The sequence below is a fragment of the Chloroflexota bacterium genome, assembly GCA_038040195.1.
Lineage (GTDB): Bacteria > Chloroflexota > Limnocylindria > QHBO01 > QHBO01 > DASTEQ01.
Map to the genome: position 1 here is coordinate 177,583 of JBBPIR010000001.1, position 17,082 is coordinate 194,664.

Annotated in this window: 19 protein-coding genes; 11 read left to right on the top strand and 8 right to left on the bottom strand. The window is 69.0% G+C overall.

The window, feature by feature from the left end:
* Positions 1-82: 82 nt before the first annotated feature.
* The 5 genes from AABM41_00945 to AABM41_00965 are packed head-to-tail and all read left to right on the top strand — an operon-like array spanning position 83 to position 4,419.
* Positions 83-1,078, top strand: a complete 996-nt coding sequence (locus AABM41_00945) for a zinc-binding alcohol dehydrogenase family protein (GenBank protein MEK6190872.1) — start codon at positions 83-85, stop codon at positions 1,076-1,078.
* A gap of 47 nt (positions 1,079-1,125) precedes the next feature.
* Positions 1,126-2,106, top strand: a complete 981-nt coding sequence (locus tag AABM41_00950) for an ATP-binding cassette domain-containing protein (GenBank protein MEK6190873.1) — start codon at positions 1,126-1,128, stop codon at positions 2,104-2,106.
* Positions 2,103-2,894: an ABC transporter permease gene (locus AABM41_00955; GenBank protein MEK6190874.1), complete on the top strand. Its 792-nt coding sequence runs from the start codon at positions 2,103-2,105 to the stop codon at positions 2,892-2,894. Before AABM41_00950 ends, AABM41_00955 begins: the two co-directional genes overlap by 4 nt.
* A gap of 5 nt (positions 2,895-2,899) precedes the next feature.
* Positions 2,900-3,940 carry a trypsin-like peptidase domain-containing protein gene (locus AABM41_00960; protein ID MEK6190875.1) on the top strand — a complete coding sequence of 347 codons (1,041 nt, stop codon included), beginning with the start codon at positions 2,900-2,902 and terminating at the stop codon, positions 3,938-3,940.
* The gene (locus AABM41_00965) at positions 3,937-4,419 is read left to right on the top strand and encodes a DUF1232 domain-containing protein (protein MEK6190876.1); all 483 of its coding nucleotides are present in this window, start codon (positions 3,937-3,939) and stop codon (positions 4,417-4,419) included. Before AABM41_00960 ends, AABM41_00965 begins: the two co-directional genes overlap by 4 nt.
* A gap of 1 nt (position 4,420) precedes the next feature.
* Here AABM41_00965 and AABM41_00970 read toward each other — a convergent pair whose 3' ends face one another.
* From AABM41_00970 to AABM41_01000, 7 genes are all read right to left on the bottom strand, one after another.
* Positions 4,421-5,080, bottom strand: coding sequence for an HAD family hydrolase (locus AABM41_00970; protein MEK6190877.1), 660 nt, complete (start codon positions 5,078-5,080; stop codon positions 4,421-4,423).
* Between the two features lie 48 nt (positions 5,081-5,128).
* Positions 5,129-6,067, bottom strand: coding sequence for a lysylphosphatidylglycerol synthase transmembrane domain-containing protein (locus AABM41_00975; GenBank protein MEK6190878.1), 939 nt, complete (start codon positions 6,065-6,067; stop codon positions 5,129-5,131).
* Positions 6,064-7,071 carry a polysaccharide pyruvyl transferase family protein gene (locus tag AABM41_00980; GenBank protein ID MEK6190879.1) on the bottom strand — a complete coding sequence of 336 codons (1,008 nt, stop codon included), beginning with the start codon at positions 7,069-7,071 and terminating at the stop codon, positions 6,064-6,066. Before AABM41_00980 ends, AABM41_00975 begins: the two co-directional genes overlap by 4 nt.
* Positions 7,068-9,275: a hypothetical protein gene (locus AABM41_00985; protein ID MEK6190880.1), complete on the bottom strand. Its 2,208-nt coding sequence runs from the start codon at positions 9,273-9,275 to the stop codon at positions 7,068-7,070. The genes AABM41_00980 and AABM41_00985 overlap by 4 nt, the downstream gene beginning before the upstream one ends.
* Entirely contained in the window at positions 9,272-10,486 is a 1,215-nt protein-coding gene (locus tag AABM41_00990; GenBank protein ID MEK6190881.1) for a glycosyltransferase family 4 protein, read from the bottom strand. The genes AABM41_00985 and AABM41_00990 overlap by 4 nt, the downstream gene beginning before the upstream one ends.
* Positions 10,483-11,610 carry a glycosyltransferase family 2 protein gene (locus tag AABM41_00995; GenBank protein MEK6190882.1) on the bottom strand — a complete coding sequence of 376 codons (1,128 nt, stop codon included), beginning with the start codon at positions 11,608-11,610 and terminating at the stop codon, positions 10,483-10,485. Before AABM41_00995 ends, AABM41_00990 begins: the two co-directional genes overlap by 4 nt.
* 122 nt (positions 11,611-11,732) lie before the next feature.
* The gene (locus AABM41_01000) at positions 11,733-11,951 is read right to left on the bottom strand and encodes a hypothetical protein (GenBank protein MEK6190883.1); all 219 of its coding nucleotides are present in this window, start codon (positions 11,949-11,951) and stop codon (positions 11,733-11,735) included.
* A 205-nt stretch (positions 11,952-12,156) separates the two neighbouring features.
* Here AABM41_01000 and AABM41_01005 point away from each other — a divergent pair, with 205 nt between their 5' ends.
* From AABM41_01005 to AABM41_01030, 6 genes are all read left to right on the top strand, one after another.
* A complete protein-coding gene (locus tag AABM41_01005; GenBank protein ID MEK6190884.1) occupies positions 12,157-12,477 on the top strand; it encodes a hypothetical protein in 321 nt (106 codons plus the stop codon).
* Between the two features lie 5 nt (positions 12,478-12,482).
* Positions 12,483-12,608, top strand: coding sequence for a hypothetical protein (locus tag AABM41_01010; GenBank protein ID MEK6190885.1), 126 nt, complete (start codon positions 12,483-12,485; stop codon positions 12,606-12,608).
* Between the two features lie 87 nt (positions 12,609-12,695).
* A complete protein-coding gene (locus tag AABM41_01015; protein ID MEK6190886.1) occupies positions 12,696-13,079 on the top strand; it encodes a VOC family protein in 384 nt (127 codons plus the stop codon).
* Positions 13,080-13,139: 60 nt separating this feature from the next.
* Positions 13,140-14,057: a hypothetical protein gene (locus AABM41_01020; GenBank protein ID MEK6190887.1), complete on the top strand. Its 918-nt coding sequence runs from the start codon at positions 13,140-13,142 to the stop codon at positions 14,055-14,057.
* A 47-nt stretch (positions 14,058-14,104) separates the two neighbouring features.
* Positions 14,105-14,626, top strand: a complete 522-nt coding sequence (locus AABM41_01025) for a DUF1697 domain-containing protein (GenBank protein MEK6190888.1) — start codon at positions 14,105-14,107, stop codon at positions 14,624-14,626.
* Between the two features lie 64 nt (positions 14,627-14,690).
* Positions 14,691-16,685, top strand: a complete 1,995-nt coding sequence (locus AABM41_01030) for an adenylate/guanylate cyclase domain-containing protein (GenBank protein ID MEK6190889.1) — start codon at positions 14,691-14,693, stop codon at positions 16,683-16,685.
* On the opposite strand, the gene AABM41_01035 is transcribed toward AABM41_01030, so the two are convergent.
* Positions 16,682-17,080: a pyridoxamine 5'-phosphate oxidase family protein gene (locus tag AABM41_01035; GenBank protein MEK6190890.1), complete on the bottom strand. Its 399-nt coding sequence runs from the start codon at positions 17,078-17,080 to the stop codon at positions 16,682-16,684. The genes AABM41_01030 and AABM41_01035 overlap by 4 nt on opposite strands.
* Positions 17,081-17,082: the final 2 nt, after the last annotated feature.

The window sequence follows — 17,082 nt, forward strand, 5'->3', positions numbered from 1 at the left end:
CGCTATGTGATCATTGGTGCGGCCAGCGAGCATGACCGGTCAAGAAAGCGGCAGGCCAGACCCACCTTGAAGGAGAGCGACGATGCGTGCGGTTCGGTTCGATGAGTACGGGGGCTACGACGTCCTGAAGGTCGTCGACGTCCCGACCCCTGAACCGGGGCCCGACGAGGTGCTGGTCAAATTGACCGCCGCGGCGGTCAACCCGTTCGACAACACCTGTCGCAATGGTTGGGTCGCCGCCGTCAAGCCGGGCACGATCCAGGGCAACGAGGGGTCCGGCGTTGTCGTCGGCGACGGGAGCGAGGCCTTTCCGACCGGGACGCGGGTGATGGTGGTCGGCACCTACGGCTACGCCCGTCCGGGTACCTGGCAGGAATACGTGACAGCGAACGCCAACGAGGCCATCCGCGTGCCGGACAACCTGACGGATGTCGAAGCCGCCGCTGTGCCTGTGGCGTACCTGGGGGCGCAACTCGCGCTGACGCACGGGGTGGGACTCAAGCCGGGCATGTCCCTGTTGATTCCAGGGATCGGCGGTTCGGTCGGGAACGCCGCCGTGCAGCTCGCCCGTATCCACGGCGCCGGTCGCGTCATCACCTCGGCCGGACGCACGGAGAAGGCAGAACGGGCCCGCGCCGAGGGCTATGAGGACGTCATCGACCTGTCGCAAGAGTCGCTCAGTGAAGGCGTAATGCGGCTCACGGACGGCAAGGGCGTCGAGGTCGCCCTGGATTCGATCGGCGGACGGATCACCGGGGAGGCCTTGAAGTCACTGAGTCCTGGCGGACGCCTGATTCAGATGGGGTATCCGGCCGGGACTGACTTGACCGTGGACTCGATCGTCCTCATCTGGGGCCCGGCGGGGACGGGTTCGACCAGCATCCACGGCTTCAACATCTACTTCCAGCCGGGCGAGGCGTGGTCCGCTGCGTGGGACGTCCTGGTGCCGCTACTGAGCTCCGGCCAGATCAAGCCGCTGCTGGACGATCACACCTATCCACTGGAGGAGGCGGCCGAGGCGACCCGCCACCTGATCGAGGACCGCCCGTATGGCAAGGTCGTGCTGACCATCGGGTGATCCGCCCGAAGACGGTGGGGGGCATTCGCCGGTACTCTGAGCGCCGAATGATCATCGAGGTCGACGGCCTCGCCAAGCACTTCGGCGAGATCGAGGCGGTCAAGGGCGTGACGTTCGGCGTGGAGCCGGGCGAGATCTTCGGCTTCCTGGGCCCCAATGGGGCAGGCAAGACGACGACCATCAACATGCTCTGTACCCTCATCGCCCCCAGCGCGGGGTCCGCGCGGGTCAACGGTTTCGACGTGCGGCGTGAGCGCAGCGAAGTCCGCCGCTCCATCGGTCTGGTCTTCCAGCAGACGACCCTGGACGAGTACCTGTCCGCCGAGCAGAACCTCCGCTTCCACGCCTATGCCTACGGCATCCCTGCCGAGCTGCGGGAGCAGCGCATGACCGAGCTGCTGGCCATGGTCGACCTGACTGACCGACGGAAGGGCGACGTGCGGAAGTACTCGGGCGGCATGAAGCGTCGGCTGGAGATCGCTCGCGGCCTGCTCCACCACCCGCAAGTGTTATTCCTGGACGAGCCCACCCTGGGCCTGGACCCGCAGACCCGACGCCTGATCTGGGACTACCTGCGCGCGCTGCGCGAGCAGGAGGGGCTGACCATCTTCCTGACCACCCACTACATGGACGAGGCCGAGCACAGCGACCGGATCGCGGTCATCGACCACGGCCGAATCGTGGGCCTGGACACGCCCAACGGGTTGAAGCGTTCCGTGGGAGGAGACCTGGTCACGATCGCGGCCGCCGACAACCAGGCCGCGGCGCTCGAGATCGGCGATCGGTACGGGACCGAGGCCGCCGTCCGCGACGGGACGGTGAGCTTCACCGTGTCCCACGGGCCCGAGTTCTTGCCCGAGTTCATTCGCAGCTTCAGCCAGCCGCTGGCATCGGTCACGGTGCGGCAGCCGACCCTGGACGACGTGTTCCTGCACCTGACCGGTCGCGAGATTCGCGACGAGGAGCTGGACTCACAGGAGCAGCTCGTGGCGCGCATGGCGCGCTTCCGAGGCCGCCAAAGCCGATGACCGAGATCTGGCGCGGAACCTGGGTCGTGTCCTACCGCGAGCTGCTCCGCTTCGTCAACGAACGGTCGCGGCTCGTCGGCTCGTTCGCCCAGCCGCTGCTGTTCCTGGTCATCTTCGGGGCCGGATTCGGGAACCTGATCGGCTCGCTGGCGCCGGGGGTGGATTTCATCCAGTTCATGTATCCCGGGATCATCGCCATGGGCGTGCTGACCACGTCCCTGTTCGCAGGCGTGAGCGTGGTCTGGGACCGCGAGTTCGGCTTCCTGCGCGAGCTGCTGGTGGCTCCCCTGGGGCGGGCCGGGATCGTGCTCGGCAAGGCGATCGGCGCCTGCGTGGTGGCGGTCCTCCAGGTGTTCCTGATGCTGCTCATCGCGCCCGTCGTTGGCGTGGACCTGAATGTCGGGATGGTGGCCCTCCTCGTCCCGGTCGTCTTCGTGCTGTCCATTGCCCTGTCCGGGCTGGGGATCCTGGTCGCCAGCTTCATGCGCTCGCAGCAGGGCTTCCAGCTCATCATCCAGCTGCTGATCTTCCCGCTCATCTTCCTGGCCGGGGTCTTCTTCCCGGTCAACCAGGCGCCGGATTGGCTCCAGGTGTTGAGCAAGTTCAACCCGCTAACCTACGGGGTGGACGCCATCCGCCAGGTGTTCCTGGGGAGCGACGCCGCCGCGTCACTGGGCGTCACGGTGGGCGGCCACGTCATGACCCTGCCCGAGGAGGTGGCCCTGATGGCGGTCTTCGCGATCGTGCTGCTGGGCGCCGCGGTGTGGGGCTTCAACCGCCAGGAGTAGTCGCCATGCCGCCACCCTCCACGCACCGCCGTTCCGCGCCCCGCCTCCGACTCGTGGCCGACGCAATCGACGCCAGCCTGCCTGCCTCGCGCGCAACTCCCCCGGAGGCTGACACCGACCCGCTCGATGCGTACTCACGCATCGTGACCGCCGTTGCGGAGCGCCTCCTGCGCCAGGTCGTCCTGCTCCGGGTGGAGGGCGGGAACGGTCGCCGGGCCCGATCCGGGGTGGGATCGGGCGTGGTGGTCAGCCAGGACGGGTTCATCCTGACCTCGGCCCACGTCCTGGCCGGCGCCCGGGAGGGTGTGGCGGCGTTCTCGGACGGGCGGGAGCTCAAGATCGAGATCGTCGGCCGCGATCCTCTGTCCGACATGGCGGTCGTCCGGGTGGATGGCGGCCGGCTCGAGGCCGCCGAGCTGGGGGATGCGGACCGGCTCAAGGTGGGCCAGCTGGTGGTGGCCGTGGGCTCTCCGCTCGGGCTGGCGGGCTCCGTCACGGCAGGCGTGGTGAGCGCCCTGGGCCGGTCATTGCCGACCCAGACCGGCAGCGCGACGCGGATTGTCGAGAACGTCATCCAGACCGACGCCGCCCTGAACCCGGGTAACTCCGGCGGCGCACTGGCCGATGCCGGTGGCCAGGTCGTGGGCATCAACACGGCGGTGGCCGCGATCGGGGTGGGCCTGGCCGTGCCCATCAACGCCGCGACCCGGCGCATCATTGGCGCCCTGATGCGAGATGGACGGTTCCGGCGCGCGTTCCTGGGGATAGCCGGAATGCGGCGGCCGCTTCCACCGCGCGTGGCGCGGGCCCTGGGTCGGGCGGCGGGGATCGGCCTGACCGAGGTCGTCCGCAGCAGCCCGGCCGAGGCAGCCGGCTTGCGCGACGGCGATCTGATCCTCGACGTTGACGGTCAGCCGGTGGGCGATGCGAGCGACCTTCAGCGCCTTATGGTGGGCGAGACGATCGGGCGTCCGCTGCCGATCCGTATCCTGCGCATCGGGGAGGTTCGCGATTTGACTATCGTCCCAGTGGAGCTGAAGCCGTGAGCGCCGCCGATCCGTTCCCGCGCCAACGGTTCGGGGCGCTTGTCCGGCGTCTGCCGCGCTACGCCCGCCTGGCGTGGACCCTCAGCCGTCATCCGAAGGTCACTGGCCGGCGTCGGGCGGCCCTGGTGGCCGCCGCGGTGTACGTCCTGTCACCGATCGACCTCGTGCCGGGTTTCATTCCGGTGGCGGGCCAGCTTGACGACGCCGCTGTCGTGCTGATCGGCCTCAGCCTGGCGTTGCGGAGCCTGACACCGGCGGAGCGGGCGGCCGCGCTGGCCTCGGCCAATCTGGCCGCGGGCGATATCCAGGACGACTTGGCCACCATTCGCGCCTGCTACACCTGGATGGGGCGTACCGGGTTTCGGCTGGGGCGCCGCGGGGCGGGCTTGCTGGCCAGGGGAGCTGGCCGGGTCGCGCGCCGGGTGGCATCCGGCGTGAGCGGCCGCCTGCGCCGAACCAACGAGGACGACGCGGGCTAGGTCAGCCGATCCCCAGCTCGTCCAGCGAGGCGTCCAGCTCGGCGGGGTCGCGGTAGACCCTGAACGCGCCGGCAGCCAACAGCTCGTCCCCGCCGTAGCCGCCGGTCAGCAAACCCACCGACAGCATCCCCGCCCGTCGCGCAGCAAGCAGGTCCCACACCGCGTCGCCGACCACGGTCACGTCGCGGATCTGGACCCCCATCCGCTCCTGGCAGGCGAGGAACAGGTCCGGCTCCGGCTTGGCCCGCATGACATCTCCACGCTCGACGACGACTACCCCCTGGGCCACTCCCAGCGCCTCGAGAGAGTCGTTGATCTCCGGCCGGCGTCCTGAGGTGGCGATCCCGTACGGCACGCCGCCCTCGGTCAGGTGGCGCAGTAGATCCGCGGCTCCAGGCAGCGGGCGTCGCTCGGGCAGCAGCTCGCGAAACAGCTGGCCGTGGCGCTGCTGGACGTCCTCGATTTCCTGGTCGCTGAGCGGGCGCCCCAGCTCGCGAGCGACGGCCCGCGTGAACAGCCCGCCGCTCATCCCCATCCGCCGATGGATCCGCCAGCCCTCGATGGGCATGCCGGCCTCGGCCAGCGCGCGCTGCCAGGCGAACACGTGGGCGTAGACGGTGTCGATGAGGGTTCCGTCCAGGTCGAAGATGAGCGCCCGCACGGCGACAGGGTAGCGCTCGCGGACCGATACGAGGTAGCCGAGACTGATCTAGCGCCGACCCGCGCCGGCGGTACCTCCCACGATCTCCGCCCGGCCTGCCGGAAGCAGGAGCGCTGCGGCACCGACGGCCGCGGTCAGCACCAGCGACAGACGGGCCAGCAGCGAAGCCGCGATCGCCGATTCGGCCGGCAGGCCGATGCCGACGAACAGCAACGTCAGGGCGGCTTCCTGGACGCCGAGGCCACTCGGGGTGAGCGGAATGAGGAGGCTGACCCGGGCGACCGCGACCGCGGCCAGAGCCGCCAGCGACGCCGCGCCCGGGTCGACCGCCAGGACGACGAGGAAGGTCAGGCCGACGCCCATCGCATGAAAGAGGACCCCGAGCGCCAGACCGATGCCCACCGCGCCCGCCAACCGCCGGCGGTCTTGCGCACCCGGGCCGAGAAGTCGATCACGCAGGGGCCGCAGCCGGCCGGGACCCACTGACACCAGACTGGCGATGCCGAGCACAACCCCGGCGAGGACCAGGGCGCCGATGGTCACGCCCACCGCGAAGTCGGTCGGTCGGGATGCGATGAGGAGCGCGGCTGCGCCCACGAGGCTGACCGCCAGGTAGCTCGTCGCGCGCTGGACCACGATCGGCAGTACTGCAGTCCGGACGCCCTCCCCCGAGCCGCGCACCACAGCCACCCGGTATGCGTCGCTCCCGAGGTTGGCCGGCGTGAACCCGCCCAGCGCCTGCGCCGCGTAGTAGAGGCGGACCGTCGGCCACCAGTCGAGTCGGAGCCCGACCAGGCGCCGCGCCAGGGTTCGCCATGTGGCGGCCCCAAGCAGGTGCAGGGATGACAGGCCGACCACCCCGAATAGCACCAACGGCAGGTTGGCGTCCCCCAAGCGGCCACCGATGCCCGTCGCGTCGAAGGTCAGGACCAGGGCCACCAGGATCGCGATCCCGATCCCCCAGCGCGCCAGGTTCCGCGCCGTCACGAGGCCGCCTTGCGGACCGGCACCAGTCGTCGGATGTGACCGATCAACGCCGCAGCGTCAGGTTCGACCGCCGTCTGGCCGCGCTCGGCCAGCCAGGTCCGACACTTGTCCGCGTAGGCGATCGGGATGGTCGGAACGCCGGCCCGAGTCGCGAACAGGAGGCTGTGGTACCGCATGCACACCGCGGCGGCCAGGTGCCCAAAGGCCGCCAGCACCTGCGCAGGATGGGGTGTGCCCTCGAGGACGCGGAGGCGCGGCTCCCGCGCCTGGAGCTGGCGCGCCATCAGGAGATCGTTGTGCCCGGCTACGAACGGGTGCTGGCTCATCGGGATGAAGCAGAACTGCAGCTCAGGAAGCGCGTCGATGCATTCCGCCACCGCGGCCAGCACCGCCCCGGACACCTCCGGATTCACGGCGGTCAGGCTCAGTCCCACGATCGGTCGCCGGGGGTCAAGCCCCGCGGATCGCAGCAGCGCGGCCCCGACGGCTGGAGGAGCTGCCGGCAGCCAGGCTGACAGGTCGGGGCCGACCGCGGCGTCGACCCCCCAATCGCGCAGCACCTCAGCCGAGCGTCGGTCCCGAACGAGGACCTGAGTGGCGCGCCGGGCGAGGTGCCGCAGTGCGAGTGCCGTGGTGGCAGGGAGGGCTCGGTCGACACCCACCCCGTGCAGCACGACCGTGACGCCGATCACGGAGGCAGCCAGACCGTACGCCGGCAGCAGTCGTCCCACCAGGCCCATGTCCGCGCCGAACAGCCCGCCGCCGCCGATGACCAGCGTCCGATGGCGGAGGAGCTCGCGGGGTGCCGCGGCGATGGGGACGGCCCGAACCTCGTGCATCGCCGCCGTCTCGGCGGGCAGGCGCGAAACGACGGTTACCCGCCGCCCGTCCAGGGTGCGTAGCAGGCTCGAGAGGATCGCTTCGTCACCGACGTTCCGGTAGCCGTATCCACCGACCACCAGGATCGGTTCCGGGAGACCCGTCGACCGCGACGCGGAACTCACCGTCGTGCGCCCGGCGCGAGGAGATCGTCGCGAACGAGGACGGCATACGGACCCGAGGTGTGCATCACGTGGAAGCCGAGGGCCTCGAGTCGCTGGCGCCGAAACGCGAACGACGGATCGGAGGCGAGCATGAGGGCTGCGCCAACCTGGTGAGTTGCCACCAGCCCCTCTGGATCGAGCACCCCCAGCCCGACCGACGGCCCCGACCCGGTCAACGCCGTGACGAGTACATCCAGGCGCGACGAGCCCGCGGTTCGGATCCGCAACCCGCCGCTGGTGGTCGGCTCGATGACCGCATCGGCCTGTACGGCAAAGATCCGCAGGCACGGATCCTGGGCGCCGATCCGGGTGAAGCAGACGCGTGCTCCTCGGCCGGTGATGTCGATCAGCGTGAAGCTCATGCCCTGCGGCGGCGACAGGACGCTCTCGAGCCCCACCCCACTCGTCAGGTCGGCGAGTCGCAGCGTAGCCCCGTCCTGCCACAGCCGGACGGTCCGCACCAGCGTCACCGGAGTGGTGCCCGCCACGCCCTGCCAGTCGGTGCGCATGCTGGCAACGCGATCGGTCCATTCTCGCCGGACGTCGACTGCCGTCAGCTCAGCCGCGGTTGCCTCGCCGTCGACCGAGAAGACCCGGGTGGCGGATGGCGGCAGGCGCAGCAGCTCGACGTACTCGCCGCCGTGGTTGGCGCCCAGCAGCAGGCCGGTGGGCACTGCCAGCTCCCCGGCCATGGCCTGGTCGGTGAACTTGAGGAAGAAGAACTCGTTGGTCAGGGCCGCGGTGGAGCGCAGCAGCGCATCCGCGTCGACGCTGCGCTGCCACTCGACCGGCCGGAAGGCGTACCGGACCGGCAGGCTGAAAAGCGCCTCGCGGCCGGTCAGCCCCTCGAGCCACTTCCCGTCACGGACCGCGGTCAGCACCGCCAGGTCGCTGTCAGGCAACGCCTGGTCGACCCACAGGACAGCTTCGGTCAGCGCGTCGGCGTCGCGCGGCTGGTAGGTCGTTGCCTGGCGGTCGTAGCGCGAGACCGCGAACGGAATGGCGGCCAGGACCACGACCCCGGCAGCCGCCAGGACCCATGCCGATGGCCGGCTGCGGGGCGCCACGGCATGCAGGTAGAGGCCGAACCAGCGGGCAAGTCCGAGGAGCGCGAGGGCGGACGCCACGACCAGCGGGGCCAGCAGGACCGGCGCGAAGCGGGGGTAGTCAGTCGAGGCACCGATCACGACCGCGGCCAGCAGCGACCCCCACGTGACGCCGGTCCAGGCCAGCAGGACCATGAACCGATCCACCGTGCGGCGGAGGGCTTCGGTCAGCGCACCGAGGCCCACGGTCGCCATCCCGACCACGATCACGACACCGGTCGGCCAGTAGTCGAACAGGGCACTGAACAGCCGCTCCGGGCCTCGATAGCCAAGGCTGGCCGGGTTGGTGACGTAGTCGCCGCTGGCGGGCAGGAGGACCACCAGCCAGTAGGCGGCAATGGCCGCCAGGCCGATGGCCACCGGCACCAGCGCATTGCGCAGCAGCGGCCAGCCCAGCCGCCGCAGCCGGAAGACGCCGACTCCTGCAACCGCGAGACCCACCGGCACCGCCACCGTTCCGGCGCCGACGTGCGAGAGGGCAGCCAAGGCAAGGGCCACGCTGCCGAGCGCCCACCACGACCGCTCCAGCCGCGGGCCACGACCAGCCCGCACGAAGGCGGCCACGCTGAGCGAGGTGAACATCACCGAGCCTGCCTGCAGGAGGCCACCGAACGCGAACAGCTCCAGGTAGCGGTCGGTCACCAGGAGGCCGATCACCACGGCGAACACCCCGGCCAGGGGACGGCGCCCAAGAGCCAGCCCGGCCACGAAGAAGCTCAAACCCAGGCCCGCCATCAGCAGCACGTTGACGATCTGGAGGGCCCACACCGGGTCCGGCACAAAGAACTGGACCATGGCCAGGAACAGCGGGATCATCGGCGGCAGCGCCGAGATCGTCCGGTATTCCGGGACGTCCTGACCCAGGTAGAAGCGCGAGGTCATGAGCCACTGGCCGTAGTCGCCCCGCGCCGCTATCGGGGTACTTGCCAACACCAGGGCCAATCCACCGAGGACGGCGAGCAAGAGGAGCGCAGAGGCGAGTGGCTCGACCCGCGGCAATCGGGCCATCCCAATCCGCCCGACCTGCCCGACCCGCGTGGTCATCGCCCGCGCGGTCATCGCCATGACAACCTCCGCAGTCGAGCCTCGGCCGACTCCTCGGGTTGTGCCACCTCGAGGTAGACCTGCTCCATGTCGAGGGCAACCCGATCCCAATCCCAGCGCTGCGCCGACTGGGTCGCGGCCGCACGCATGAGGTCCATCCGGAACTGATCGCCGAGGAGGGAGCGCAGCGCGCCGGCCAGCGCATCGGCGCTCGGATCGCACACCAGCCCATCCACCCCGTCACGAATCAGGCCCGGCGCCGCGCTGAACGGGCTGCGGATCACGATCGGCACTAGGCCAGCCGCCTGGCCCTCGACGGCCGCGATGCCAAAGCCCTCGCGCACCGATGGCAGGACCAGTATCCGAGAAGCCTTGAGCAGGGAGAGCTTCTCGGCTTCGCTGACGTGGCCCAGGAACCAGACTTGCTGCCCCAGGCTGAGCTCGGCGACCTGGGCTTCCAGCTGCCGGCGTTCGGGACCATCCCCGATCACGAGGCAGCGAAGGGTGGGGAACTGAGCTCGCAGGCGGTCCACCGCGTCGATCAGGAGATCGACCCGCTTGTCTTCGATCAGGCGACCCACAAAGACGATGTCGGAGGTGACCCCGGAGCTCCGCGCGGTGGCGAACGCCTCCAGGGGAAGTCCGTTGCCCACCACCCGGATCCGTTCCTCCGGCAACCCCGCGTCCGCCAACCGGTCCGCGGTGAACGGAGACACCGCCACCTGCTGGTGACCGAGGCGCACGGCTCCGGCCTCGGTCGATCGGGCAACCCGGGCCACAAGGCCCCGATGGCCGAGGTACTCCACCCAGTGGTCGCCCCAGAATTCGTGCCACGTCGCCACGATCCGCGTCTTCGTGAAGCGCGCCGCGAGCGAGCAGGCGTACAGGGGCACGTACGGCGTGGCGGCGCAATCGATCACGTCGTAGCGACCACTTCGGACGGCGGGCATGAGGCGAGCGGCAAAGCTGACCGCCTCGCGCACGGTCCGCTTCCCATCGGCCCCGTACATGCGCGCAGGCGTGCCCACCCCGTGCAGGGCGATCCCGTCCTGGGTCAGGTCCGCGGGGCCGTCCCAGAATTGCCAGGTGATGTAGTGAACCTCGTGCCGGGCGCTGAGCCGTTGGGCCAGCTCGAGAAAACGTCGCTCAGCGCCCCCCATCAGGAAGGGGTACAGCGCGTCGTAGACGTAGGCGATCCGCAGCCGCCGGCGATATAGGTCACTCACGGCGGGTCGATCGTCACGACCAGGAACGCGGCCATGCCCAGCTCGGCACCAACGATGAGCAGGGTCTGGGCCAGCGACGCGAGCTGGAGTCCGAGCGGGTGGTGCATCTCCGAAGCCCAGACCCAGAACAGCCCCGCGTCGACGGCGGCACCCACCAGGAGCATGAGGGCCGCCAGGGCGAGCACACCCTCGAGCCGAAACAGGCGCCGATAGAGCTTGACCCAGCGGTCCTCGTGGAGCAGGCCCATGGCGCAACCGTGCAGCTTGGCGATCATGCCCAGCAGCAATGTGTTGGCGCCGATGGCCAGGAAGATGGTGGCCGCGAACACCGGCTGCCACGTCAGCGAGCCGATCTGCACCCCGACCGGAGTGGCGAACGAGATGACGAACGTTGCCACGCCGAGGAAGGCCAGCGTCAGGCCGGGCAGGATGAACAGGAAGTCGGGCGCTGCCAGGAGCAGGAACCGGAGATGTCGCCAGCCATCCCGGACGGTGCTCAGCTTGCTCTCGCCGCGCCGCGTGCCGTACGAAGCCGGGACCTCGGTGATCTTCAGCCCGGCCCGGGCGGCCCGCACGATCATCTCGGAGGCAAACTCCATCCCTCCCGATCGAAGGCGGAGGCGCTCGGCCAGGTTGCCCTTGAAGGCGCGAAATCCGCTCTGGCTGTCCCCGATGTCTGCGCCGATGAACAGCCGGATGAGGTAGTTGATGATCGGGCTGCCGATGTACCGATGCGCCCAGGGCATCGCCCCATCCTGGATCCCACCCGTGAACCGATTCCCGAGGACGAGGTCGGAGCCATGGTTCAGTGGTTCCAGCAGGGGGGTGAGGTTGCTGAAGTCATACGTGTCGTCGGAGTCGCCCATCACGATGAACTCGCCGCGCGCCTCGGCGAAGCCGCGTTGGTACGCCTGTCCGTAGCCGGGCACCGGCTCCTGCACCACGCGTGCGCCGGCCCGGGCGGCCACCTCGATGGATCGGTCAGTGGACCCGTTGTCCACGACGATCACCTCGCCCAGGACTCCGGATTCCGACAGCCATCCGCGCGCCTTGGTGACGCACACGCCCACCGTCTCCTCCTCGTTGAGGCAGGGCATGACGATGGACACGGTCGGAACGGTCACCGGTGTATTCATGGGCACGGGTGTGTTGACGGGCACGGTCAGAAGCACCCCCGAGGGCTTGAGACGCCAGTGGCGCCCGGGAGGGCGCCACTGGGTGGAGATCGTTCAGCGCGCGGGCTGGACTACGGGCAGTCCCCGTACTCGTCGGCGAGGACATCGCCATGGCGCAGGTGCGCGGGCATGGCGTTCTCGGAAACGCTGATCTGGACGTACTTGTGGTTCGCCCAGTGGCAAATGTCGACTTTCCCGCCGGGAGCCGCCAGGGCGCTGGCGGAGAAGGCGATCATGACGATCACTGGCAGGAGGAGGGCGAGCAGGGCTCGCGGCAGCTTATGAAACAAGGGGGCCTCCTTTCCGCTGTGGGATCGGGACCCAACCTAGCAGCGCCCAGCAGACGGCCACAACCCTGACGCGGCCCGTACCTTTCTGCCCTAGGTCATCGGTTTCGGTTTTGGGGGTGACGACGGTTTGCCGCCTTACGTCCGGATTAGGTACATATGCCGCGAAAGCGCAGCAGCCGCGCGCTCAAGCGGGGCAAGATAGCCCGTGTCCCATAGCGTCGATCACCTCGCCAACCTCATGGACGAGGTGGCCGTGCTCCTGCGCGATCACGGCGAGGAGCACTGGGCGGAGTGGATCGAGGCGGATGCCCGGGCGGTCCGCGCCCGGGACGGATGGGGCCTGGACCACTTCCTGGCTGCCTTCGGATCCGCCGGCAGCCTGTACGACCTGGTCTTCCACCCCTTCAACGGCAACGCCGAAACCGAGGAGCAGGGCCGGGCCTTGACCGATCGGTTCCACGAACTGATAACCGAGGCGCACTCCATCGCGTTGGATCTCTCGCGCGAGCTGGCTGCCGCCGACTGACGCCCATGTCTGCCCAGCTGGCCGGCTCCGCGCGTCGCTACCTGTGGGCCCTGTTCGCGGCCATCGAGGTCAGCGTCGGGGGCTCCACCTGGCGCCAGGTGGTGTGGGTCTCCTGCCGTCCCGGCAGCTAGGACCCTGGCCAAGCCGGCCTACCGGAGCCGCCTGCCCGGGTTAGGCCTGGCCAGGCACAGCCGTCGTCCAACAGGAGGCCAGCCCTCATGTCTTTCAACGCTCGTTTCGTCGCTACGCTTCCGGCCGCCGACCTGGCCCGCGCCAAGGCCTGGTACGCGGACAAGCTCGGCCTAAACCCGAGCACCGAGTTCCCGGGCGGGATGAACTACACGACGCCCGGAGGGGAGTTCGCTATCTACGAGACCATGTTCGCTGGGACCGCCCAGAAAGCCGCCACCTGGATGGTGGAGGACTTTGACGCCGCGGTGGCGGACCTCCGAGCCCGAGGTGTTGTCTTCGAGGAGTACGACCTGCCCGGGCTGAGGACGGACGAGGGCGTCGCGACCGATACCGATGGTTTCAAGGCTGCTTGGTTCAAGGACTCGGAGGGCAACATCCACGGCGTCGTGCAGTCGCGACCTGGAATGTAGGCTGCCGTTGCCTCTGGTCCGACGCTACCATGAGCTCGCACGAATAGGAGGAGCGTTCAGGTGAACAGGTGGCGGAGATTCGGTGCCGTCGGCACTGTCGCAGTCGCGATCATCATCCTGGTGTCCGGGTGCCAGGCCGCAGCATCAGGCAGCCCGACCGGCAGCGTGGAGGCCAGCGCCGGGTCGGGCGAGGCGTCCCTCGAGGCGCCCGACGAAGTCGAGGCCGGAGCCGATTTCGAGGTGTCGTGGACCGGTCCCGACGGACAGGGCGACTACATCACGATCGTGGCGCTCGGTGCCACGGGGTGGACCGATGAGCCCTACTTCTACACCTCCTCTGGCAGCACCGGCACGCTGGTGGCATCGACCGAGGACGGCGACTACGAGCTGTGGTACGTCACGGGGGACGACGAGGAGGTCCTCGCCCGCCGGCCCATCACCGTCACGCCGTTCACGGGCGCCCTGACGGCACCCGGCGAGGTCATGGCAGGCTCACGTTTCGATGTCGGCTGGAACGGCCCCGACGGGCCGGGGGACTACGTCACAGTCGTGGCGGTTGGCGCCACGGCGTGGCTTGACGAGAGCTTCTTCTACACCTCGGTCGGACCAACCGGCACGCTGACAGCGGCGATCGATCCCGGACAGTACGAGATCTGGTACGTGGCCGGGACGGACCGCACGGTATTCGCCCGCCGACCCATCACCGTCACCGAGATGATCATCACGCTGGAGGCGCCGGTAGCGGTGGACGCGGGGGCCGACTTCCAGGTGGAATGGACCGGCCCGGACGGGCCCCAGGACTACATCACCGTCGTTCCAGCCGGCTCCCCGGACGGGACGTACCTGGACTACGCATACACCGCCGAAGGGAGTCCGATCACCTTGACGGCTCCGAACGAGCCGGGCAACTACGAGGTCTGGTACGCCTCCGACCGGGAGGACGGCACCTTCGCACGCTTCGACATCATCGTGAGGTAGTTCTCCGGGAGAGCGCGATCGCAGAGGTCGACCGGTCGGACGTCCACGTGGCGTTGCTGCGCGGGATCAACGTCGGAGGGAAGAACCGCCTGCCGATGAAGAGCCTCAGCGCGCTCTTTACCGATGCGGGCTGCACCGATGTCCAGACCTACGTCCAGAGCGGCAACGTCATCTTCCGGGCGACCCCGAGCCTCGCCCGTCGGATTCCCGCCGCCATCCAGAAGGCCATCTCGGTCCAATTTGGACTCACCATCCCTGTGGTCACCTGCACGGCAGCGGAACTTCACGATGCCGCGAAGAACAACCCGTTCCTTCCAAAGGAGTCCGACACCGGAACGCTGCATGTCGCGTTCCTGGCCGCCAGACCGACGCCTGCAAAGGTCGGAACGCTGGACCCGGACCGCTCGCCGCCCGACGAGTTTGCGGTTCGCGGTCGGGAGATCTATCTCCGCCTTCCCAACGGTGTGGCCCGATCCAGGCTCACCAACGCGTACTTCGACTCCCGCCTGGGGACGACCAGCACGCTGCGGAATTGGAGAACCGTCCTCAAGCTCGTCGAGCTGACCTGATGCGACCGACTAGGCGTTCATCGCCGATGGGCTTAGAGTTCACAGGAACGCGCAGCGAGGGGGCATGAGCCAAGCGACGCAGTCGGCCCTTCCAGCGGCCAGGGAAGCCATGGTCCGTCATGCCTGGGACGAGGCGCGCGACCTGTTTCGCGAAGCCGACAAGGCTGAGCCGCTTTCCGTGGCCGACCTCGAGCTGATGGCTGAGGCTGGGTGGTGGTCCGGCCACCCGGATGAGCGCGATGACGCCTTCGAGCGAGCGTACGCCGCGTACGTGGAGGCGGGAGACAAGAAGCAGGCGGCAGGGCTCGCGCTCCGGCTCGCCGAGTTCGCATTCCAGCGGCTGGCAGGCCCGATTGGCGCCGGTTGGATGGGCCGGGCCGAGCGCCTCCTCGACGGCGAGTCGGAATCGGCCATGAACGGCTTCTTCGCATGCCTGATGGCCTTCCGCATGATCGTGGGGGGCGAGCTTGAGGAGGGTATGCGCTTCGCCGACAAGGGACTCGAGTTGGGTCGCGCGTATGGCAATCGCGACGTGGAGGCCTTGAGTCTCAACCTGAAGGGTCGCGCCCTGGTCAAGCAGGGAGAGGTCGCCAAGGGACTGGCGCTCATCGATGAGTCCACCGTAGCGGCCATGGCAGGTGAGCTGCACCCCTGGGCCACGGCCAACGTCTACTGCAGCACCATCGACGCCTGTCGCGATCTGTCCGACTGGCGGCGCGCCTTGGAATGGACCGAGGAGGCGGATCGGCAGATGCGCCGCCAGCGCATTGGCGGCTACCCCGGCATCTGCCGGGTGCATCGGGCCGAGATCATGCGTCTGCGCGGAACCTGGCCTGAGGCCGAGCAGGAGGCCCGCGAGGCGTGTACCGAGCTGGAGCGCTTCCGCCTACTCGTGCCAGCCGGTTGGGGCTACTACGAGGTCGGGGAGGTCCGGCTCCGCATGGGCGACTTCGCCGCCGCCGAGGAGGCGTTCCAGCGCGCATTCGAATTGGGACGAGATCCTGAGCCCGGTCTTGCCCTCCTCCGGCTGGCCCAGGGGGACCAGTCCGCGGCGGCAAGCTCGATCCGGCGCGCCCTGTCGGAGACGGAGGAACCTCTTGCATTCACCGGCGACAGCGCCAAGGACCCACTGGGGCGCGGCCATCTGCTCCCCGCCCAGGTGGAGATCGCGTTGGCAACCGGAGACCCAGAGACCGCGAACGCGGCAGCCACCGAGCTGGAGTCCACTGCCGGTCACTATGGCTCCACGGCTCTCCAGGCCGCCGCAGCCACCGCCCGCGGATCCGTGCAGCTGGCACAGGGAGACGCCGCGGCCGCCATCGCGAGCCTCGAGCGTGGGCAGCAGCTGTGGCAGGCGATCGGGGCCCCGTATGAAGGCGCTCAGGTCAGGGCTCGCCTGGCCGAGGCCTATCGGGCCACGGGCGACGAGACGGCGTCCATCCAGGTGCTCGAGGCCGCCCGGTCGACCTTCGAACGGCTGGGCGCACAGCCCGATCTCCACCGGGTCGATGCGCTGTTGGAACGCCACGGCGCTGGTCAGGCAGCGACCGGAGAACGACAGGTCAGGACGTTCATGTTTACCGACATGGTCAGCTCCACCGACCTCATCGAGGCCATCGGAGATCAAGCCTGGGAGGAGCTCATCAGCTGGCACGACAAGACCCTCCGATCGCTGTTCGCTCGGCACGGAGGGGAAGAGGTCAGCCACGCCGGCGACGGATTCTTCGTGGCCTTCGAGGAGCCGCGAGCCGCGGTTGAAAGCGCGGTAGCCATCCAGCGAGCACTGACCGCTCATCGGAGAAAGCACGGATTCGCCCCGTGGGTGCGGATCGGGCTCCATACCGCCGAGGCCACCCACAGCGGAGTGAACTATCGGGGCAAGGCGGTCCACGAGGCAGCTCGGGTGGGGGCGCTGGCGGACCGGGACGAGATCCTGGTGACCACGCAGACCCTCCAGGCGGCCGGCGCCATTACCTTTTCGGTCTCTGAGACCCGGTCTGTGAACTTGAAAGGGATCAAGGGTGCGGCCGAGGTCGCCTCAGTTCACTGGCAGGTCTAGGCCCGGCCGCCGGAGGCGCGCACGTAGTCCGGCTCGATCACGAAGATCTCGCGGGGGCGTTCCCGGAATCGGTACGGCTGGCCCGTATAGCGCACGGACATCTTGTCGATGAATGCCAGCCCCTCGTCGGGGCGGGTATCGACAACTCGGCCGCGAATGATCAGGAAGCGCCAGTCGTCGTCGCGATCCACCACCGAGAGGCTGACCTGGGGATTGCGCCGCCAATTGGCGGCCTTGCGCGAGCCGACCATCGAGCTGGTCAGGACGTGCTTCCCGTCGTAGTCGACCCACATCAGGTACTGCGCGATCGTGCCGTCGCGCCGGATCGCGGATACGTGGCCCAGGACGTTCGTGGTCAGGAGGTCGGTGAGGTCTTTGGGGATCGATTCAGGCATGG